We start from the raw sequence: 20356 nt of genomic DNA, 5'->3' as shown, positions 1-20356 counted from the left end.
GGGATCCCAATTTCGGCCAGGATACGTGTTGGGACAGAATAGGCCTGCGGCCACTTGTGCAAAGGGTAAAAGAACTATCCGAGGGAGGTGACAGCATTGTTTGCCCAAGTCACTGCTGCCGCTCTGCTGGGACTCCGGGCCGTGCAGGTTACGGTGGAGGTGGATGTGGGCGGTGGCTTGCCCCAGATCACCTTGGTGGGACTGCCCGATACTGCCGTTCAGGAGGCCAAAGAGCGAGTGCGGGCGGCGATCAAGAACTCCGGCTTTGCTTTACCCCAGCGGCGGATCATCGTCAACTTGGCCCCTGCCGATCTGCGCAAAGAGGGCCCCAGCTTCGATCTGCCCATTGCCATCGGGATCTTGGCGGCCTCCGGGGTGATCGAGGGGGAAGCGCTGGCCAACACCCTGATGGTGGGGGAATTGGCCCTAGACGGCACCCTACGCCCGGTGGCCGGGGTTCTGCCTATTGCCGCCAGCGCTGCCGAGATGGGGATCCGCCGCCTGGTGGTACCCCAGGAAAATGGGCCGGAAGGAGCGGTGGTGCAAGGGATCCAAGTGTATGGGCTGCCCTCCTTGGCGGCGGTGGTGGGCTGGCTGCAAAACCCAGAGGGAGTTGAGCCGGTGCGGATCCAGCCAGAACAGATGTTGCCAACCGAAACGGAACCCCTGCTGGATTTGGCCGATGTGAAGGGGCAAGAACATGCCCGGCGGGCTCTGGAGATCGCGGCAGCCGGCGGGCACAACCTGTTGCTGGTGGGCAGCCCGGGAGCGGGCAAGACCATGCTGGCGCGGCGACTGCCCGGCATTCTGCCCCAGCTGCAGTGGGAAGAGATGTTGGAGATCACCCGCATCTACTCGGCAGCCGGCCTGTTGCGGCAAAACCTGCACCTGGGACGCCAGACCCCCCTGATCGCCCAGCGGCCCTTTCGCGCTCCCCACCATTCGGCTTCGGCAGTGGCGCTGGTGGGTGGCGGCCCCTACCCCAAGCCCGGGGAAATCTCGCTGGCCCACCATGGCATCCTGTACCTGGATGAGCTGACGGAATTCCGGCGGGAGGTGCTGGAGGTGCTGCGCCAACCCCTGGAAGATGGCAAAGTCACCATCTCCCGCGCCCGCGTTTCCCTAGAGTTTCCCGCCCAAACCACCCTGGTGGCCTCCACCAACCCCTGTCCCTGCGGCTTCTACGGGGATCCCGTTCACCCCTGCACCTGTACGCCGCAACAGCGGGAGCGCTACTGGTCCAAGCTCTCCGGCCCGCTGCTGGATCGCATCGACCTGCAGGTGCGGGTCAACCGCCTTAAGCCGGAAGAAATTGTCCGCGCCCAGGGCGGCGAATCTTCCCAAGCGGTGCAGCGGCGGGTGGAGCGGGCACGACAACGGCAGCGGCAGCGCTTTCAAAACGAGCCTGGGATCCACTGCAACGCCCAGATGCAATCCCGCCACCTGCGGCAGTGGTGCTCCCTTTCGGATCCCTGTCGCAAGCTCTTGGAAAGCGCCATCCAAAAGTTGGCCCTGTCTGCGCGGGGGAGCGACCGCATCCTCAAGGTGGCCCGCACCATCGCCGATCTCGAGGGCGCGGAGGCCATTGCCCCCACCCACATTGCCGAAGCGATTCAATACCGCAGCCTGGATCGCGCTCGGCTGTAAAGCCCAAGCGCTCGGCGCCGCTGACGCGACCACCCCCAGCCCCCCTCCCAGATAGGGTTTCCCTCACTGCCAGAGCTCCGGTCTGTCCTACGGGATCCCATCCCCTGTTTTGCTGGGAAAAAGCTGCCCCCCTTGCACCTGAAGGATTTGGGCGGCCTTGAGCCAGCTGGCGTCGAAGGATCCCAGATGGGTGGTGGTAACCAAGGTTTGCACGCGCTCCTGAATGGCTTCCAAGAGCTGGTTTTGCCGCTGCAGATCCAGCTCGGCCAGCACATCGTCCAAGAGCAGCAAGGGCGGATCCCTGACCACCTGCTCGATCAGCTCCAGCTCGGCCAGCTTTAGGGCCAGGACCAAGGTGCGCTGCTGCCCCTGGGATCCGTAGGCGCGGGCGGCGGCTCCGTTGATGCACAGCTCCACTTCATCCCGATGGGGGCCCACCAGAGAGCTGCCCAGGGAGTGTTCGGCGGCGGCTTTGGCGCGGATCTCGGCCAAAAACTGGGCTTGGATCACTTCGGGGCTGGCCTGGGGATCCGGCAGGGGCACTTGGGGTCGATAGGTAAGGGTCAGGGTTTCCCGTCCACCGCTAATGACCCGGTGCCAGTGAGCAGCCAAAGGCTCCAGCCGTTGCAGCAGCCGGGCGCGGCGGCGCATAATTCGGCTACCGGTGGTGGCCAGTTGGGCATCCCAGAAGGCCATCTGCGAGAACTGAACGCCAGCAGCCGCTTGCGTTAGCGGGACAGAGTCCTTGGGATCCTGCTTCAAAAGGGCGTTGCGCTGCCTGAGGATCTGGCGATATTGCTCCACCAGGCCGAGATAAACCGGCTCCAGTTGCAGCAACACCCCATCCAACCAATGGCGCCGCGCCTCTGGCCCCCCTCGCACCAGCTCCAGATCCAGGCTGGAGAACACCACGGCATTCACCTGTCCCAAAAAGTCCGCCTGGCGGCGCAGCACCTGCCCGTCCACCTTCAGGGATCGCCTGCCGCTGCTGCGCAGCTCCATCACCAGCTCGTGGGCCACCCCCAGCCGTTCCACCGTGGCGGCAATCTGGGCTTGTCGCTCCTCTTGGTATACCAGCTCCCGATCCCGGCTGGCCCGCCGCGAGCGCAAGGTGGCCAACAGCTCCACCGCTTCCAGCAGGTTGGTCTTGCCCTGGGCGTTCTCCCCCACCAGGATGGTTTTGGGCGCGTCAAAGGTGATCCCTTGCTCCCGGTAGTTGCGAAAGTGCCACAGGTGCAGGAAACGCAGGTACACCAAGGGAGATGTAAAGACGCGATCAGTCAGTATTCGAGAAGAACAGCCCCCGCTCTGGGGGCTTTCACTTTAACCCAACTGCAGCAGGGGCAAGAGAAGGTAGAGGGGTTAACCCCGAAGACTCAGCCAGCAGGGATCCCTTCTATCCCCTCAGTTCAGGGTAGGCCAGATCAGCGCCTACTCAGGGCAGCCACCCCTCCGAGGCGCTCAGCCGCCAACAGATGGAGGGCTGCGCGGGCAAAGTAGCGGGCAGCTTTGCTGCGACTGTAGTCGGCGAAGGTGTAGCTGCCGGGATCCGTACTCACGTTGCCCAACAGGTTCTGCACTTGATTCTGCAGGCTAGAGACGCTGCCAGAGTTGACGTTGGCGAAGGTCATCTCTGCTTGTAGCCGACTGAGGTACTCCTGAGCCCGGAAAGCGGCCTCGAAGAAGGAACGGCCAGGGCGACCCATAAAACCCAGCTCCGCTTCGTAGAGAACTTTGGCTGCTTTGGCTAAGTTTTCCGCTGCTTTGGCCTGCTCGCGGGCGGCGAAGAAGTTCCCCGCCTCAAGTGAGGCTTGGGCGTTGGTGAAACTCTCCTGGCCGTGTTCCAAAAGGCGGGCAGCCTTTGGGGAAGACCCCCGCTGAGAGAGGAAGCTGGCTTCGGCCAGGTGTCGCTGCGCCTTAGCCAGATCGCGGCTGGCTCGCTCAAGATCCCGCGGGCGCTGCCAAGTTGGCTGTACCTGAAGGGGAGCTGTGGCTTCAGGAGCAGAGCGTCTGCCCCGCTGGGCTTGCGCCGGGGATCCCAGCACCAGGGGGGTGAGCAGAACCAAAATCGGCAGAGAACAACCCAGAGCGCGAGCAAAAGAGGAACGAATCGTCATTGGTCATAGACTCCAATCGACAGGACAAGCCGGTTTGGGTTATCGCGGCTCATCTTGAGAATGGCGGAGAAAAATGACGTGAAGATGACAAGGGCAGCTCTACCGTAAATATCGATCCCTCTCCCACTTGGCTGGCCACTCGCAGGGATCCCCGATGGGCGGTGACGATCTGCTGGGCCAAGGCCAGGCCCAGACCGAACCCACCCGTATGGCGAGCACGGGTTTCATCCACCCGGTAAAACCGCTCAAACAGATGGGGCAGATGCTCGGGGGGAATGCCAATGCCTGTATCCTTGACGTGGAGGTAAGCGCGCTGGCGCTGGCTTTCCAGGCTCACCTGCACTGTGCCGCCTGCAGGGGTGTACTGCAGGGCATTGCGCAGTAGGTTCTCGATGGCCTGCCGCAGCAGGGCAGCGTTCCCCCGCACAAGCCAACCCCCAGAAAGATCCGTCTCAGGCAGGTGGCATTGCCAGTGAAGGCCAAGGGCCTCAGCTTGGGGGCGGTATTGCTCGCTCAGCTCCTGCAACAGCGCTCGCAAATTCAGAAGCGGCAGATCCTCCAGGGGCAGGGATCCCTGCTGGCGGGCCAACTGCAGCAAGGTATCGATCAGCACGCTGAGGCGGCGGGCACCGCTCACCACCTTTTCCAGGCGAGGTTGAGCTTGTTCCGGGGCCAGCAGAGCCATTTGAGCATTGCTCATCAGGGCGGCCAGGGGGGCGCGCAACTCGTGGGAAGCATCGGCAGTGAAGCGTTGCAACTGCTCGTAGGAGCGACGAATCGGCTGCATCGCCAGCCCCCCCAAGATCCAGCCGGCCCCGCCGATCAACGCCAGCGTCAGCGGGATCCCGATCCCCAACCCCCAGCGCAAGCGACCCAGGGTAAGTTTCAGCGGTTCCAGGGGCACCGCCAGTTGCAAGTAGCCCAGTAGCTTTTCCTCCTGCTGCACCGGCAGCGTGAGCTGGCGCAACAGTAAGCCGCTCTCTCCTTCCACCGTTTGGAAACCCAGTTGGAGATGGTGAGGCGGGCCATCCAAGTCAAACAGCTCCAGAGGAGGCCGGGATCCCGTGTACTGGCGCAGGGATCCCAAGCTTTCCCTTCCGGTGCCGGGAGCAGGATCGAACCAGCGCACATAGGCCAAGTGATGGTCGAGGGGTTGGGTTTTCCCCCCCAAAAAGGGCACCTCGTTCAACACCAACCGCCACTGCCCCTGGCGCAGCTCGTACTTAATGGCTGCCGCCATGATCCCGGCCTGAACCTGCAGCTCCTCGTCAAAAGCCTGCAACTGGTTCTCCACTTCCAAGCGGTAGAAGACGGCGGCAAACACCAGCAGGATCCCCCCCATGACCCCGGCAAAGCTGCGGGCCAAGCGACGGCGGCTGTGGTGAAACACCAGGGATCCCGTCCCTCTTGTCGCAGCCTTCTGCCCCAGGTGCGGCTGAAGGGGGTGTGCCAGGGAAACCCAGTTCCAGCCCAGCCATGGGAGAGAATGCTTGTGTTCAGCTCTTTTCACCTCCATCGCCACCCCCTAGAAACTGCTTTCATGGGTTCTCTTCTGGAGAGGCTATGCGCAGCCGGTACCCCTGGCCATACACCGATTCCAGCCAATCTTGGGCCTCCACCTCTTTTAACCGTAGCCGCAACCGCCGCACCAACGCAGCCACGGCATTGCTCTCCGGCTCACAGCCCCATTCCCACACCGCCTGCTCGATCTGGCCCCGACTGAGCACCTGGTTGGGATGGCGCATCAGGTATTCCATCAATTGAAACTCCTTGCCCGAAAGCTGTACCTGCCTCCCCTGCCGCTCTAGGGTCAGGCTGGCCAAGTGCAAGTGCAGGGATCCCAGGCTGAGGCTGTCTCCTTGCCATTGGGGGGAACGGCGTCCCAAAGCCCGCACCCGTGCCAGCAGCTCCACCAGATCCACCGGCTTGACCAAATAGTCGTCCGCCCCCGCATCCAACCCCTGCACCACATCCGATGTTGCGTCTTTGGCAGTTAACATCAGCACCGGCGCACATCCCCCCGATTGGCGGTATTGCCGACAGAGCTGGATCCCGCTTGGCCCCGGCAGCATCCAATCCAAAATCAGGAGATCATAGGCTTTCTCCTCCATCAGCCAGGCAGCCATCTCCCCTTCCTTGGCACAGTCAACCACGTGGCCGCACTTGGACAGGGCAGCCTGTAAAGGCTCCAACTGTTCCGGGTCATCCTCCACCAGCAAAATTCGCATCGTCCTGTGCGCCGTTGACCAAGACGGCCAGTTCCCACTGCCCAGGCTAGGATGGATCACGGAAATAGCCCTCTGCAAGGGAGAGAACAACGGTGGGGTGGCCCAAAATCCATCGGTGGCAAGATCTAGGGTTTGATTTTTGGCTGGTGCTGCCCTTGGCAGGGCTTCTTTTTGTGGCGGGGGGAGAGTGGGTGACGGGCCAAGCGCTGAGCCGTCCTCGCCGGCTAGAGCAACCTTTGGCGATTCGCAGCCAGCAACAAGCCACCTTGGCTCTGGATATTCTTTCCATTCAGGCGGAGATCCGCCGCTCCCGTGGCTACACCAAGGTGGAGGTGACTACCACCAATCCCCACCTGCGCAAGCTGGAATTTGAATTTCCGGAGCTGGATCCGGATCGGGTGGCCGCCCAGATTGCCCAAGAGCTGGGCCTCACCCCCGACCAGGTGCAGCGCCTCACCCGCTACAGCTTGGACTAGAAAGATATTTCAAGATATTTCAAACAGGAAGGCTATCTCCCGCGTTCCCTTGGGTCAGCCCTCCGAAAAAATCCGGGCCAACTGCTCGCAGGCCGCTCTAATCTTCTCCAGGGTGCCGGGGTTGACCAAGCCGTAGTAGTCAAATCCATAGACCCTCTGGGTTTGAACAGCTTGCAGTTGATTCCAAAAGGGGCGGGAACGGAAAAAGGCCAAGGGATCCGCCGCCTCCGGGTTGACCACCAACAAAACCTCGGGGTTGGCTTCCAGGATGCGCTCTGCCGCAAGGGTGACATAGCCGCGAAATTGCCCTTGGCTTTGCAGGGCAGCCGTCAGGTTATCGGCGCCAAAGCGCTCCAGCAGATCCCCGGCCCAGCTTTGCCGGTTGGGAGAGAGAATCGGCTGGGTGCCCACCAAAAGCAGGGTTTTGGGGCGAACTGGGGGCAGCTCCTGGGGCAAAAGCGATCCGTACTCCCGCAGCAAGGGATCCGGATCCGCCCCCAAGGCAGCAGCCAGAGTGGCGATGGTTGCTTCCAGGGCAGCCCAACTGTCCACCTGCGTGAGATAGGTGGGGATCCCCAATGCCTGCAATCGTTCTCCCAAAGCCGTGTGAAAGCCACTGGCCCCCACCACCCAGTCCGGTTGCAGGGCCACGATTTGCTCCAGGTTAGGTTGGTTGCCCAGCCCCAGCCGAGTTATGCCCTGAAAGCGGGGATCCGCCTCCAACAAGCGCCCGGACGGGATCCCCACCAGCTTGTCCGGAGCCAGGCGATAGAGAATATCGGCTGTCAAGGTGGTGAGGCTGGCCACTCGCCGAACCGGAGCTGGCGGGATCTGGCTTTGGGCGCGGGCCAAGCGACCCATTCCCCAAACCCCCAGGCTGGCCAGGCCCAAGACAAGGAGTTGACGGCGAGAAAGACAAGACGGCATGGACGATCTCCAAAACAGTTCCAAAACAGTCAATTGAGGGTGAACTGAATCGGCACCGTTACCCACGACTCAATCGGGGTGTTGTTCCTCAAGGCGGGGCTAAATTGCCAGCGTTGCACCGCCTCTTGTGCGGCCCTGTCCAGGGCCGGGAAGCCGCTGGAAGAGACAATTTCCACCTGCTGCACCTGCCCTTGGGCATCCACCTTGACCCGCAACAGCACTTGCCCCTGCTGGTTGAGGCGGCGGGCTTGGGGAGGGTACTGCGGCGGCGGGTTGCGCCCCGGGATGGGGCGGGCCAGGATGTCCGGCCTGGCAGCCACTGCTGCGGGCGAGGAGGTGGGGGAGGATGCCTCCCCGGCCCCTTCTGCCGCTGTCGGCGCAGAACCCTGCGCTTGGGATCCACCGAGGCCACCCGTCCCAGGAGCGCTGGATCCAGATCCCTCGCTCCCGCCGGGGGAAGCAGTGCCCCCGCCACCCGAACGGATCCCTTGGATGAGGGGGGTGAAGCGGGGAATGGGAGCGCTCGTAGCAGCCACGGGGGGCGGCCTGTCGGCCACAGGTGCAGCCGTGGGGGTAGCCACCGGAGTTGGAGGGGGCTGCTGTGGTGAGGGGGTGACCGTCGGTGTTGGGGAGGGCGGAGGAGGGGTTGGTGCGGCCATCGGCGTGGGTGGAGGGGTCGGCTCCGGCTTTGCTGTGGGAACAGGCGTAGGGGTGGGGGGCGGCGTTTGCAAAGCCAGCTCAGACTTGGGAACGGCCGTGGTCTCTACTCTCTCCTGAGGCGCAGGAGCCGGTGGGGGTGGGTTATCCGCGGGAGGTGATTCCGGGGCCGGGTCGCTCGGCTCCCCTGCCGGCTTGGGCAAGGCCGAATCTGCCTCTGCCGCAAGCTGCGGCGGCAGCGGATCCTCCAGCCACAGCGTGACCGGGATCCGCACTTCGGGCTCCAGCAGAGGTCGAAATCCCCACCCAACCCATCCCAGCAGCCCCAGCAGATGCAGAAGCAGCGAGAGCAAAGTCTCCCAGCGCATCGGGCGGGGCTCCCGACTTTGCCCAGGCAACTCAGGGAGATCCTCCAGCGAGGCGCAGGCAACTGAGAGGGCAAGGGAGCAATAGCCCGCCAGCAGCGCCTCCCTAAGTAGCTTCTCCCCCCAGCCGATCCAACGCAGTCCTCCAGATCTTTGGCGCCGCCCCATTGCCCACAGCCCCAGCTCCAGCCAGGCCAGACCCACCCCGTAGGCCATGCCTGCCTGCTGCCAATACCCCATCTGCAGGCGCCACAAAAGCCGAGGGTGGGATCCCCTCCCCGAAGAAGCGGATCCCCGGTTGGTGTGAGTGGGGGGTTCGGCGAGCATGGCTCGGGGCTATCTCGATGGGCACGGCTGGCGGGGAGTCCTAGAAGCGGCTGGAGAAGCTGAGGGCCACATGGCGCCCCGGCTGGGCCCGCCGCTCCACCTCAGGGCCGACAAAGAGGGTGTGGGTCTCGGAGTAGAGAAAATACTTCTCGTCGAAGAGGTTGAACACCCCGAAATTGAGCTGCCAGTTGTCGTCCAGGTTGTAGTAGCCCAGCAGATCCACCACCGTATAGCCGCTGGGCACAAAGGGAATCTGCGGGGGAGCGTTGGGGTTGGTTTGCACCACCTCCCGCTGCGGATCCCGCGGATCCGCCACCAGCGTGGCCACCAGCCTCGCCCCCCACACCTGGCTGGGATCGTCGTAGTGCAGCCCCAGCACCGCCGTCAGCGGCTCAATCGAAAGCAGGGGCTTGTTTTCTGTAAGATTGTCCCCCACCGCCCAGGCAAAGCTGCCGTTTAGGCTCCAGCCGGTTAGGTCGGGGCTGAAGAAATATTGCCCTGTCGCTTCCACGCCGTAGATGCGGGCGCGGCTGACGTTTTGGCTCTGGAAGAGGATGACCGGCGGGGGCGGCGGGCTGCCGGGGGGGCCGGGGGGCGAGGGCTCAGATCCCACCCGCCGGAACGCCTCGATAAAGTCGTTGTAGGTGTTGTAGTAGGCGGCCAAACTGAAGCTGGCCTGCGGGTAGATCCCTCGCAAACCCACTTCAAAACCCTGGCTGGTTTCCGGGCGCAAGTCGGGGTTGGAGAGGGTGCGATAGCGAAAGAAGGGGCTGACCAAGTTGGTGAAGCCGCTGTTGATCTCGTTGTATTGGGGGGCCCGAAAGCCGGTGTTGTACTGGGCCGTAAAGGTAAGGTTGGGGTTTATCCTCCACACCAGGCCCAGCTTGGGGGAAACGGCATCGGCAAAGAGGCTGGCCGCTTCTGACCCACTTTTGAGGAAAGCTTCATCGGGACTGGGGGTGAGGTTGTAGGTGTCGTAGCGGATGCCGGGGATCAACGTCAAGTTGCCGCCGCCGAAATCGATCTCATCCTGCACATACAGCCCAAAACGGACGGTGTCCGAGTCGGGAAAATCTTTGGTGGGAAAGGTGTCTGGGGGAATGTTTTGGGTTACCGCTCCGGTTTGCAGGTTGGTCTGAAAACGGTTGCGGGGTCGTTCGTTGCGGGTGGTGGAAATCTCCATGCCATACACCAGGCGGTGGGAGAGATCCCCGGTTTGGAAGCGGCTTTGGGCCTGCAGGCTGGCTCCTAAAATGTTGCTGACCAGCTCGTTGAAGGTATCCCGACGCACAGGCACGGGCCGACCTTGTACCGTGAGGGTGCGTTCTTCCACGCTGGGCTCCTGGGTGCGGGCCGGCTGGTAGTAGATCTGGACGGTGGCCAGCTCAAAAGCGGGGGTATCGGGGTTGGCGTAGCGATATTCCAAGCTGAGGCGGCTGCGCTCGGTCTCAATGCTCTCCCTGAAAAGGCGGATGCCGGGATCCAGGTTGCGGGGCGAAAAGGTGGTGGTGGTGCGGTTGTGGAAGTATTCCGCCGTCAGGGTGAGGCTGTCAAAGGGACTGAAGCGATAGACCAGCTTGGCCAGAACATTGTCTCCCTCCACCGTCTGCCGATCCTTGAAACTGGGATCCGCCTGGATATCCGGCTCTCTGGCGTCGCGGCGAGTGTAGATGAGCAGGGCCTCTAAGTTATCCTGCCGACCCGCCAAGCTGAGGGTGTTGACGTACCCTTGGTTTTTGCTGTCGTACTGGCTGGACAGGCCCACATGGCTGTCCCGTTCTCCCAGCAGATCGGCTGGATCCAGGGTGGTATAGGTCACCACACCCCCCAGCGCGTCGCTGCCGTAGAGGGTGGAGGCGGGGCCGCGGATAATTTCTACAGTTTTCAGGGTCTCCAGCTCAAAGGTATCCCGGCCAATGGTGAAGGGGCCGAAGGAAAATCGCTCCGGCTGGCGGATCCCATCCACCTGGATCAACACCCGGTTGGCGTCGAGGCCGCGGATGTTGAAGTCCTGCAGGCCGTAGCGAACGCTGCGCCGCACGCTCACCCCCGGCTCGTAGCGCACCAGATCCTGAATGTTTTGAACCAGCTCCCGCCGCAACCGCTCCCGGTCGATGACGGTAATGCTGGCGGGCGAGTCGGCCAAGGTGCGCTCGGTGCGAGTACCGGTTACGGTGACCTGTTGCAGGTTAAAGATCGGCGTGCCTTCCTGCTGGAGAGCCCGAAGTTCGGCCTGTAGCCGCTCCACCTCTGCCTGATCCCCCCGCCGGCGGGCAGCTTCGATTTGCGCCTCCAGCTCCCTAATCTGCTCTGGCAGGGTGGTCGGTGCAGGGGTGGCCTGGGCCAACAGCGGCGGAGTTGTCGAATCAGGGATCCGGGCATTGGGCTGAGCCTGGGACAGGGATCCCCAGCCCACTCCCAAACTCAACCCCAAACTCACCACCCGCCACCAACGACCGTTCACGCGCATAACCTCTCATGCTCCTCGAAATCCACAACAGGGAAAATTCACTGCAAAACCGGACAAACCCTCCCTCAGCACCCTGACACCGGCAGGGAGAGGAGCCTTGCTGCCGCTGGAGCTGTGCTGCGCAGGGGGCAAAGCTGTGGCCCTACCGGAGTCGAGATCCACTCCACCTCCAGGCCAAACACCTGTCGCACCCGGCTGGGGGTCAACACCGCCAAGGGAGACCCCAGGGCCTGCATCTGGCCGGATCCCAGCAAGGCAATCTGCTCGCTGTAGCGAATGGCCAAATTCAGGTCGTGCAGCACCGTAACTACCGTCAGGCCCTGCTCCTGCTTCAGCCGTTGCAACAGCTCCAGCAGCTCCAGTTGGTGGCGCAGATCCAAAAAGGTGGTGGGCTCATCCAACAGCAACACCTGCGGCTCCTGCACCAAAGCCAACGCCAGAAAAGCCCGTTGCCGCTCGCCCCCCGAAAGGGTTTCCACCCGCCGCAGCGCCAGGGATCCCAGTCCCGTCTGCTCTAGAGCCCACTCCACCCGCTGCCGATCCGCCGGCGTCAACTGCCACGCCCACCAGGGCTGGTGGGGAGAACGCCCCAGACTCACCAATTGCCGCACCGTCAGCCCTGCCGGGATCCTCGGCTGCTGGGGCAAAAGAGCCAACTGCCGGGCCACCTGCTGGGGAGTGAGTTGAGTGTGCAGATCCCGACCGTCCAGGTACACGCGCCCAGCTTGGGGAATCAGAACCCGACTCAACAGCCGCAGCACCGTCGATTTGCCGGAACCATTGGGGCCGACAATGCTTAGCCATTCCCCCTGTTGCACGCTGAAGCTCACCTGTCGCACCACCGTCCGGGATCCGTAGCCCCCGCTCAAGTCCTCGACCTGCAGGATGGGCTCTCTCATCGCCCCGCCCCCTGCTGCCGCAGCAGCCAGCCGAAAAAGGGAGCCCCCATCACAGCGGTGACAATCCCCACCGGCAGCTCTATCGGGCCCAAACGGCTCAGGATGTCGGCACCGCTCAGCAGGGTCGCCCCTGCCAAGGCAGAAAGGGGCAACAGCCAGCGGTAATCGGATCCCACCCCCTGCCGCACCATGTGGGGCACCACCAAACCGACAAAGCCGATCACCCCCCCCACACTGACAGCGGTTGCCGCCAGCCAAGCCGCCACCAGACCAATCACCACCCGCGTCCGCGCCAGAGGGATCCCCAAGCTCACCGCCATCTCTTCCCCCAAGCTCAGCAGGTTTAAAGCCCGCGCCTGCCCCCATCCCAATCCCAAGCCGACCAGGATATACGCCCCGGCCACCTGCACCTCTGGCCAGCCCCGCCCGCTCAAGCTGCCGATCAACCAGGTGAGAGCCACCTGCACCCGGTCATCTGCCATCAACAACAAGGTGGAGCTAATGGCCCCAAACAGGGCGCTGACGGCCACCCCCGCCAAGATCAGCCGCTCCACCGCCAGTCCCGAGGGAGTACGCGCCAACCCGTACACCAACACGGTAGTCAGCACCCCGCCCACCCAAGCGGCCAGGGGCACCCAAGCCGTCCACTCTCCCAAGGTGAGCAACCCCACCGCCGCCAGGCCCGCCCCCGCCGAAATGCCCAGCAGGTAGGGATCCGCCAGCCCATTGCCCAGCATCCCCTGCAACAGGGCCCCTGCCATCCCCAGAGCCGCCCCCAGCAACTGGGCCAAGAGCGCCCGCGGCAGCCGCAACTGCCAAACAATCGTCTGCCGAATGGGATCCCCCTGCCCCCACAGGGCTTGCCAGAGTTCTGGGAAAGTCATGGGAACGGATCCCAAAGCAATCGAGACCAAAAGTACTAGGAAAATGAAACTCAATAGCAAACAGGTCAAACCGATTGGCGAGAGCAGCCGCTTTCTTTGCCCCCAGCCTCTGCCCCCCTCAACCTCTGTATACGGACACTCGCGATCGACCAGCACCGGGAAAACCTCTCGAGCTTTGCCCAGGAAGAGAGCCTTCTGAGGCCAAGAAACCCCCTCCGCCCGCAAGGGCGGGATGGAAAACTCAGCCAAGTTGGCCAGGCCTCCCTCCCGAGCTTTATTGAAAGTCAAACTCAACAAAACGTAGTCGCTAGAATAGCAAGGCTTCTTGGATGTTGCAAGTCAGTTTCAATAGCTTGTGCCTAAATTTCTCCCTCTTGCGCTTCAGGGCTTTTGGACAAGACCGGGCAGCGCCTCTGCCCAGCCATTCAGACTTACCTCAGGGGGGATCCAACTACCCTGAGCGAGGTCATGGCAACCAACCGCGAAATGGGAATCAGGGGAGAAGGGCTGGGGAAACGTCTCAAACTTCATCTAGACCTGGATCTAGAATGGCCCAAGCTGGTCGGCCCGAGTTGGCTAGACTCCGAACCTTCAGCCCATTGCTTGCCCACGTTTTGATGCCATGAGTTCTTCCGCCGAGCCTACTTGGGATGCCTTAGAGGTGGATCCTGCCCTGCTCACCCCCATGATGCAGCACTACGTAGAGCTGAAGCGGCAGTATCCCCACGCCATCTTGCTCTACCGCCTAGGGGATTTCTACGAGATGTTTTTCCAGGACGCGGAAGTGGTGTCGCGGGAGCTGGAGCTGGTGCTCACCGGGCGGGAGGCCGGAGCCATCGGCAGGGTACCCATGTGCGGGATCCCTTACCATGCTTTCGACCGCTACGCTGCCCAGTTGGTGGCCAAAGGCTATGCCCTGGCCGTCTGCGACCAGATGGAGCCGGCAGATCAGGCCAAGGGCTTGGTGCGGCGGGAAGTGACGCGGGTGATCACCCCTGGCACCGTCCTCGAAGAGGAGCTGCTGCAGGCGCGGCAGAATAACTACCTGGCAGCCGTCGTGCGGCTCAAAGGATCGAAGCAGGCTCCCTGCCGCTGGGGCCTAGCCTATGCGGATATCTCCACCGGCGAGTTCTGGGTGTGTCAGAGCGAGGGGCAAGAGCAACTGGAGCAGGAACTGGCCCGGCTGCAGCCGGCAGAGGTTTTGCTGCCCACCGAGGAGGGGCTGGGACTAGGCCTCATCCGTCCAGGGGATCCCCAGAAGCCCCTGGGTCTCCCCAACCAATACGCCTATACCCTGCGCCCAGCCGAACCTTTTGAACTGGCGGTGGCGCGGGAGAACCTCATGCAGACCTACGGCCTGCGCTCTCTGGAAGGATTGGGCTGTGAGGGATTGCCTCTGGCGGTGCGAGCAGCGGGAGGGCTTTTGCACTACTTAGAAGAAACCCATTCGCCTCAGCGGTGCGTAGCACCAAAGACCCTGCTGCAGCCTTCTCCCCAGGGAGGCCACCCACTCCTGCCTCCCCCTCGCACCTACCAGTTGACGGATTACCTCATCTTGGATCCCCAAACCCGCCGCAACTTGGAGCTCACCCAGACCATCCGAGAGGGGGCTTTTGTGGGATCCCTGCTCTGGGTGCTGGATCGCAGCCGCACAGCGATGGGGGGGCGCACTTTGCGGCGCTGGCTAATGCAGCCTTTGCGGGATTCGGAGCAAATTCGCCTCCGCCAAGACACCATCCAGGAGCTCTTGGAAAACCCTTCTCTGCGGGCCCGCCTGGGATCCCTTCTGGACTCTCTGTACGACCTGGAGCGGCTGGCCAACCGCGTCGGATCGGGCACCGCCAACCCGCGCGAGATGGTGGCCTTGGGATCCTCCTTGGGCAAACTGCCCCAGTTGGCCGAGCTGGTGGCTGAGGCCAAAACCCCCCTCCTGCAGAGCCTACAGCAAGTGGATCCCGCCCTGGTTGAGCTGGGCCAACGCATCGAGCACACCCTCCTGCCCTCCCCTCCCCCTGTGCTCACCGAGGGGGGCCTCATCCGAGCCGGCGTGGATCCCGAGCTGGACAGGCTGCGGCAGCAGGTGGAGCAAGACCGCCAGTGGGTTGCCCAGTTGGAAAAAAGCGAGCGCGACCGCACTGGGATCCCCACTCTCAAGGTGGGCTTCAACAAGGCCTTCGGCTACTACCTCAGCATCAGCCGCGCCAAGGCCCACCAAGTCCCCAAAGAGTACATCCGCAAGCAAACCCTGACCAACGAAGAGCGGTTCATTACCCCCGAGCTCAAAGAAAAAGAGGCCCGCATCCTCACAGCCCAAACCGACATCAACCAGCGGGAATACGAGCTGTTTGTGCAGTTGCGCCAAGAGGCAGGATCCCGGGCCGAAGCCATCCGCCAAGTGGCCCAGACCCTGGCTGCCGTCGATGCTCTGTTTGGCCTGGCGGAAGTGGCCGTGCAGCAGGGATACACCCGTCCCCTCCTCACAACAGACCGCCGGCTCATGATCGAGGAGGGTCGCCACCCGGTGGTGGAAAAATCCCTGCCTCAGGGCCTATTTGTCCCCAACTCGGTGCAGCTGGGATCCCCCCACGGCCCGGATCTCATCGTCCTCACCGGGCCCAACATGTCCGGCAAGTCCACTTACCTGCGGCAAATTGGGCTCATCCAAATCCTGGCCCAGATGGGCAGCTTTGTCCCCGCGCGGCGGGCAGAGTTGGGCCTCTGCGACCGCGTATTTACCCGCATTGGCGCTGTGGACGATCTGGCTACCGGCCAGTCCACCTTCATGGTGGAAATGAACGAGACCGCCAACATCCTCAACCACGCCGGCGAGCGCTCCTTGGTGCTGCTGGACGAGATTGGCCGAGGCACCGCTACCTTCGATGGCCTCTCCATTGCCTGGGCGGTGGCGGAATACCTGGCCACTCAGGTGCGCGCCCGTACGGTCTTTGCCACCCACTACCACGAGCTCAACCAACTGGAGACCTTGCTGCCCAACGTGGCCAACTTTCAGGTGGTGGTCAAGGAATTGCAAGATCGCATCATCTTCTTGCACCAGGTACAGCCTGGGGGGGCAGATCGCTCCTATGGCATCGAGGTGGGACGCATGGCTGGCCTGCCCCAGCCGGTAATCCAGCGGGCCGAACAGGTGCTGGCCTTGGTGGAAAAACACAGCCGCATCGGCCTGGGCTTGAGAAACCAAGGGAAAAGCCAACCTGCCCAGAAGAACTGCAAAAAAGAGCCCGCTCCCAATCGCAGCCCCGATTCCGCCGTTGGGGATCAACTGTCTTTGATCCCAGCACCTCTCTCTCCCGATTGGCCTTAGACTCCCCTACCCCTAATCCAGATCCCGTTCTTGCAACCCCAGGGCTGCAGCCAGCCCATCCAGCTCATCCCGATGCCCCTCCACCCACAGATGGGATCCAGGGGCCGTTCGCGTTGGTGCTGTGGGGGAACCGTGCTGTCCACAGAAGGGGAGCGGGACGGAGTCCTCGTCGGCTTCCTGCAGTTTCAGGCGGATTTGTTCCGGGCGTTGGTTGCGCTGCCGGTAGTACCAACCCGCCCAAGGAGAAGCCAGCACCACCATCCAGGGCCAAGCTCCCCACCCCGGCTCAAGGGTCTGCAGCACCAAGGCCAAACAGGCCAGTCCCGTCCCCGCCAGCCCCGTCAAAAAAAGGGCCAGCCCCACGCTAGCCTGACCTTGCCCTGCAAAGGTGGCGATCCCCTCGGCATCGGCGGACTGGAGACGATAGCCGCGCCTTTCCAAGTGCTCCCGTAGAGCGGATCCCATTTCCTCCAGGCTGCGACTGCTAAAGTAGAGGCGACTCTCCACGCGATCCTTGCCCGCAGCTCGCAGAAAAAAGAATAGACCGATGGCCAATAGAGTCGTCAACGCCAAGGTTGAAACCTTTTCCCCCGTCAGCGGGGCTATGGCCAACCCAAGTGCCTGAGCAGAGCCCAGTCCGCCCAGAGGAAGGGGGTTGACCTGTTCGGGGAGTCTGGCTCCCCCACAGCTGGGTGGGATAGGTGAATGGGAACAGTTCATCGAATAGAATCGAATAGATTGGAATAGGCAAAGCAATTTACACGCTACCTTTGAAGTTTAGACCCTCTAGGATGGATGGGTTACTTCCCCCAAGGACGAGCTGCTGGGTTCACCCTGAGGGCAATACGCTTTTTCGCAGTGGCGGTGACGGTTGAACTGGGGGGATCCTACGCTGGCTCTCATGTCTCTGGGCTGAGAAATGCAACTATAATTAAGTTATGATAAGGGGCTCACGCTCTCCGTGTGACCCCTCCGCTGCTACTTAAGCCTTTCCCTATGGGGCATGGGCAGGAGGTCCGGTTGAGGAAGAGGTCAATGTATGATTTCCTCTGACTGCTGTAAGGCGTTGAGCAGGCGCGAAGTTACCGTTGGGGAACACTTAAGCTTAACTTGCTCCACATCACTGACCATTCCTCTCTCAGCCCACTGAACTGCCTACCCCTGTCGCTACATCAGCAACACCCTACATGTCTAACTACGAACCTGAACTCAACGACATTTTGTTGGATGGCCCCGCCGATCTCCTCGATGCTGCCGAAGAAGCAGAGGTGGATCTGGCCGATGGCGAGTTTCTGGAAGAGGAGCCAACCCGCCGCTCCACCGATCTGGTGCGTCTCTATTTACAAGAGATCGGTCGTGTTCCTCTTTTGGGGCGCGATGAAGAGGTGGCCCTGGCCCAAAAAGTCCAAGACTACATGAAGCTCTTGGATTTGCGTCTGCGTTTGCAGAAAGAGTTGGGACGGGATCCCACTCTTGCGGAATGGGTGGCCAAGGCCAACCAGTACCCCGAGTGGGCGCAACTGACCCCTGAAAAGCTGCAGCAGATTCAGCGGATTGGCAAGCGTGCCAAAGAGCACATGATCAAGGCCAACCTGCGCCTGGTGGTGTCGGTGGCGAAAAAATACCAAAACCGCGGCTTGGAGCTGCTGGATCTGATCCAAGAGGGTACGCTGGGCCTGGAGCGAGCGGTGGAAAAGTTCGACCCGAAAAAGGGCTACCGCTTCAGCACCTACGCCTACTGGTGGATCCGGCAGGGCATTACCCGTGCCATTGCCACCCAAAGCCGTACCATTCGCCTGCCCGTCCACATCACCGAGAAGCTGAACAAGATCAAAAAAGCGCAGCGCAAGCTCTCCCAGGAAAAGGGCCGCACCCCCACCATCGAAGACATCGCCTCCGAGTTGGAGATGACGCCGCCTCAAGTACGCGAGCTGTTGGTACGCGTGCCCCGCTCGGTTTCTCTGGAAACCAAGGTGGGCAAAGACAAGGACACCGAACTGGGGGATCTGCTGGAAACCGACGACATTTCTCCAGAAGAGACCATGATGCGGGAAGCCCTGCACCGGGATCTGCAGCAGTTGCTCTCGGATCTCACCAGCCGCGAGCGGGATGTGATCCGCATGCGTTTCGGCTTGGGGGATGGGCGCACCTATTCGCTGGCGGAAATCGGTCGCGCCTTGGATCTGTCGCGAGAGCGGGTGCGGCAAATTGAGGCCAAAGCCCTGCAGAAGCTGCGTCAGCCGAAGCGGCGCAACCGCGTGCGAGATTACCTGGAAGCTATCAGCTAGTTCCGGCTTGCCAACTTGCTCCCCCGGCGTCCTACCCGTTTCCGCAGTCGGGCTGCTACCCACTCCACTTCTGGGATCCGCAGGTAGAGGGCTCCGGCGGCGAACAAGCTTAGACCTAAACCCGCGGCCAGCCCGGCCCAAATGATGGCGGTGAGCAGGGGAGACCCCACAATCTCGTAGGAGCGCAGTTGGGTCCACAGCCAATGGCTCAGTCCCCCGGCCAGGACGGTGCTCCCCAGCAATGGCAGTAGGGCTTGTCCCATCTCCCGCCAAGGGATCCCCGGCAGGCGCTGGTGGAGGCGGATCCCCAGTCCGATCACGGCTATCAGGTTGACGCCGGCGGTGGCCAGGGCAATGCCCGGCGCTCCAAAAGCCGGCAAAAATAGAAAGTCCAGTAGGGCATTCAGGCCAATGGCCATGCTGCTGATGCGCAAAGGCGTAGCCCCATCCTCTAGGGCATAGAAGATCCGCACCAGCACATCCCGCAGCAGGTAACCGGTCATCCCCAGACCATAGGCCATGAGCAGGGCTGCCACCTCTTGTGTCACCTCCGGCGTAAAGCGCCCCCGCTGGTAGGCCACTTGGACAATGGGCTCGGCCAAAGCCACCAACAGCATCGACAGGGGCAGGGTCACAATTGCCGTAAGCATCAGCCCTTGGCGGATACGCTGGCGCAGCTCCGGCCAACGGGATCCATCCCCTGCCAACTGGGCATAGAGAGGCATCAAGGGCACCAGCACCATGTTGGAGAGGATCCCCAGCGGCGTTTGTACCAGAAGCTGGGCATATCCCAAGTTGCCGATGGTGCGATCCCCAGGTACGAAAGAGGCAAAAAACAGATCCACATAAACATTGATGTGAATCATCCCGGAGGAGATCACCGCCGGCAACATCAGCAAGCCCACCGCCCGTACCTGCGGGGATCCCCACTCAAAGCGCAGGCGCGGTCGCCCCAGCCCTAACCGCATCTGGAGCGGAACTTGGGCCAACCATTGGGCAATGGCCCCGATGAGCACGCCCCAGGCCAGCAAAGTTGGGATCCCCGTCCATCCCAGCGTGACCAGGATCCCGATCACCGCCAAGCTGGAGATCAGCGGGCTAAGGGCAGGCAAGGCGTAGTGTTCGGCAGCATTCAGCGCTCCAAAGCCGATGCCAATCCACCCCGAGAGCAAGGCCAAAGGGGCCATGATCCGCAGTTGCGCAGCGGCCAGAGCATGGACTTCGGGGCTGGCTCCCGGCGCATTCAGGCGCACCACCCAGTCCGCTCCCCACCAAAGGCCCAAGCTGACCAGCAGGAGCAGGCAGCCTACCAAGGTGGAAATGGATTCCAGCCAGGCAGCCGCATCCTCCCTGTCCCGATCCCGCTGCTTTTTGAGGACACTGACGATGGCGCTGTGAAAAGGGCCGTTGATCCCTCCCAGCAGAATCAACAGAAAACCGGGCAGGATGTAGGCTACCCCGAAGGCGCTGTACTCCGGCCCCGAGCCATACACTGCTGCAATCAAAGCTTGGCGAATAAAGCCTATGCCCTTACTGAGCAAGGTCGCCCCGGCCACCAAGCCCGCCACCGACATCAACGAACGGGATGGCCCTGCTGAAGGAGATCCCCCAGGGATCTCTTCCTGAGTGGCAGACTCCTCCATTACCTTGTGTCCTGCACCCCAACCACTGCCTCAACAACAAACTGATCCCGGATCCCTCTTTGAATCCCAGGAGCCGCTTCCCATTATCGGGAATATCGAACCCTTC

The 20356-nt window shown here is 62.3% G+C and carries 15 protein-coding genes; 4 read left to right on the top strand and 11 right to left on the bottom strand.

Annotated features, from left to right (window positions below; all coding sequences use genetic code 11):
• Positions 1 to 96 precede the first annotated feature (96 nt).
• Complete coding sequence (locus tag ACVWY8_RS08015; protein ID WP_011434260.1) at positions 97 to 1647, top strand: YifB family Mg chelatase-like AAA ATPase; 1551 nt, start codon at positions 97 to 99, stop codon at positions 1645 to 1647.
• Between the two features lie 87 nt (positions 1648 to 1734).
• Here the strand turns inward: ACVWY8_RS08015 and recF are convergent, their stop codons facing one another.
• The 4 genes from recF to rppA all read right to left on the bottom strand — a co-directional run bounded on the left by recF (position 1735) and on the right by rppA (position 5992).
• Positions 1735 to 2901 (bottom strand): DNA replication/repair protein RecF, encoded by a 1167-nt coding sequence (gene recF / locus ACVWY8_RS08010; protein WP_457394281.1) that lies wholly within the window; start codon positions 2899 to 2901, stop codon positions 1735 to 1737.
• Positions 2902 to 3071: 170 nt separating this feature from the next.
• Positions 3072 to 3764, bottom strand: coding sequence for a DNA-binding protein (locus ACVWY8_RS08005; RefSeq protein ID WP_457394170.1), 693 nt, complete (start codon positions 3762 to 3764; stop codon positions 3072 to 3074).
• A gap of 49 nt (positions 3765 to 3813) precedes the next feature.
• The gene (locus ACVWY8_RS08000; protein WP_457396979.1) at positions 3814 to 5280 is read right to left on the bottom strand and encodes a sensor histidine kinase; all 1467 of its coding nucleotides are present in this window, start codon (positions 5278 to 5280) and stop codon (positions 3814 to 3816) included.
• 22 nt (positions 5281 to 5302) lie between these two features.
• Positions 5303 to 5992, bottom strand: coding sequence for a two-component system response regulator RppA (gene rppA / locus ACVWY8_RS07995; protein WP_414355523.1), 690 nt, complete (start codon positions 5990 to 5992; stop codon positions 5303 to 5305).
• 92 nt (positions 5993 to 6084) lie between these two features.
• On the opposite strand from rppA, the gene ACVWY8_RS07990 reads away from it, so the two are divergent.
• Positions 6085 to 6468, top strand: coding sequence for a hypothetical protein (locus ACVWY8_RS07990; RefSeq protein ID WP_099813018.1), 384 nt, complete (start codon positions 6085 to 6087; stop codon positions 6466 to 6468).
• Positions 6469 to 6522: 54 nt separating this feature from the next.
• On the opposite strand, the gene ACVWY8_RS07985 is transcribed toward ACVWY8_RS07990, so the two are convergent.
• From ACVWY8_RS07985 to ACVWY8_RS07965, 5 genes are all read right to left on the bottom strand, one after another.
• Positions 6523 to 7395, bottom strand: coding sequence for an ABC transporter substrate-binding protein (locus ACVWY8_RS07985; protein WP_457394165.1), 873 nt, complete (start codon positions 7393 to 7395; stop codon positions 6523 to 6525).
• Between the two features lie 29 nt (positions 7396 to 7424).
• A complete protein-coding gene (locus tag ACVWY8_RS07980) occupies positions 7425 to 8744 on the bottom strand; it encodes an energy transducer TonB (RefSeq protein ID WP_457394162.1) in 1320 nt (439 codons plus the stop codon).
• A gap of 40 nt (positions 8745 to 8784) precedes the next feature.
• Positions 8785 to 11214 (bottom strand): TonB-dependent hemoglobin/transferrin/lactoferrin family receptor, encoded by a 2430-nt coding sequence (locus tag ACVWY8_RS07975; protein ID WP_457394159.1) that lies wholly within the window; start codon positions 11212 to 11214, stop codon positions 8785 to 8787.
• 65 nt (positions 11215 to 11279) lie between these two features.
• On the bottom strand, positions 11280 to 12113 hold the full coding sequence (locus tag ACVWY8_RS07970) for an ABC transporter ATP-binding protein (RefSeq protein WP_457393796.1): 834 nt from the start codon (positions 12111 to 12113) through the stop codon (positions 11280 to 11282).
• Positions 12110 to 13153 (bottom strand): FecCD family ABC transporter permease, encoded by a 1044-nt coding sequence (locus tag ACVWY8_RS07965; RefSeq protein ID WP_414424714.1) that lies wholly within the window; start codon positions 13151 to 13153, stop codon positions 12110 to 12112. The genes ACVWY8_RS07970 and ACVWY8_RS07965 overlap by 4 nt, the downstream gene beginning before the upstream one ends.
• A gap of 466 nt (positions 13154 to 13619) precedes the next feature.
• Here ACVWY8_RS07965 and mutS point away from each other — a divergent pair, with 466 nt between their 5' ends.
• Positions 13620 to 16319, top strand: coding sequence for a DNA mismatch repair protein MutS (mutS, locus tag ACVWY8_RS07960; RefSeq protein WP_457394156.1), 2700 nt, complete (start codon positions 13620 to 13622; stop codon positions 16317 to 16319).
• 12 nt (positions 16320 to 16331) lie between these two features.
• Here the strand turns inward: mutS and ACVWY8_RS07955 are convergent, their stop codons facing one another.
• Positions 16332 to 16892, bottom strand: coding sequence for a cofactor assembly of complex C subunit B (locus ACVWY8_RS07955; RefSeq protein ID WP_457394153.1), 561 nt, complete (start codon positions 16890 to 16892; stop codon positions 16332 to 16334).
• 614 nt (positions 16893 to 17506) lie between these two features.
• Between ACVWY8_RS07955 and sigC the strand changes: the two genes are divergently transcribed.
• Positions 17507 to 18607, top strand: coding sequence for an RNA polymerase sigma factor SigC (gene sigC / locus ACVWY8_RS07950; protein WP_414332157.1), 1101 nt, complete (start codon positions 17507 to 17509; stop codon positions 18605 to 18607).
• Here sigC and murJ read toward each other — a convergent pair.
• Positions 18604 to 20250: a murein biosynthesis integral membrane protein MurJ gene (gene murJ, locus ACVWY8_RS07945; RefSeq protein WP_457394150.1), complete on the bottom strand. Its 1647-nt coding sequence runs from the start codon at positions 20248 to 20250 to the stop codon at positions 18604 to 18606. The genes sigC and murJ overlap by 4 nt on opposite strands.
• Positions 20251 to 20356: the final 106 nt, after the last annotated feature.

This window comes from Thermostichus sp. OS-CIW-32, from assembly GCF_054060415.1.
This window is presented reverse-complemented; position numbering and strand designations above follow the sequence as displayed.

Bases quoted from the DNA above. Each gene is read 5' to 3' on its own strand.
- rppA (WP_414355523.1), bottom strand. From the start codon at position 5,992: ATGCGAATTTTGCTGGTGGAGGATGACCCGGAACAGTTGGAGCCTTTA.
- ACVWY8_RS08000 (WP_457396979.1), bottom strand. From the start codon at position 5,280: ATGGAGGTGAAAAGAGCTGAACACAAGCATTCTCTCCCATGGCTGGGC.
- ACVWY8_RS07980 (WP_457394162.1), bottom strand. From the start codon at position 8,744: ATGCTCGCCGAACCCCCCACTCACACCAACCGGGGATCCGCTTCTTCG.
- murJ (WP_457394150.1), bottom strand. From the start codon at position 20,250: ATGGAGGAGTCTGCCACTCAGGAAGAGATCCCTGGGGGATCTCCTTCA.
- ACVWY8_RS08005 (WP_457394170.1), bottom strand. From the start codon at position 3,764: ATGACGATTCGTTCCTCTTTTGCTCGCGCTCTGGGTTGTTCTCTGCCG.
- ACVWY8_RS07985 (WP_457394165.1), bottom strand. From the start codon at position 7,395: ATGCCGTCTTGTCTTTCTCGCCGTCAACTCCTTGTCTTGGGCCTGGCC.
- mutS (WP_457394156.1), top strand. From the start codon at position 13,620: ATGAGTTCTTCCGCCGAGCCTACTTGGGATGCCTTAGAGGTGGATCCT.
- ACVWY8_RS07970 (WP_457393796.1), bottom strand. From the start codon at position 12,113: ATGAGAGAGCCCATCCTGCAGGTCGAGGACTTGAGCGGGGGCTACGGA.
- sigC (WP_414332157.1), top strand. From the start codon at position 17,507: ATGTCTAACTACGAACCTGAACTCAACGACATTTTGTTGGATGGCCCC.
- ACVWY8_RS07975 (WP_457394159.1), bottom strand. From the start codon at position 11,214: ATGCGCGTGAACGGTCGTTGGTGGCGGGTGGTGAGTTTGGGGTTGAGT.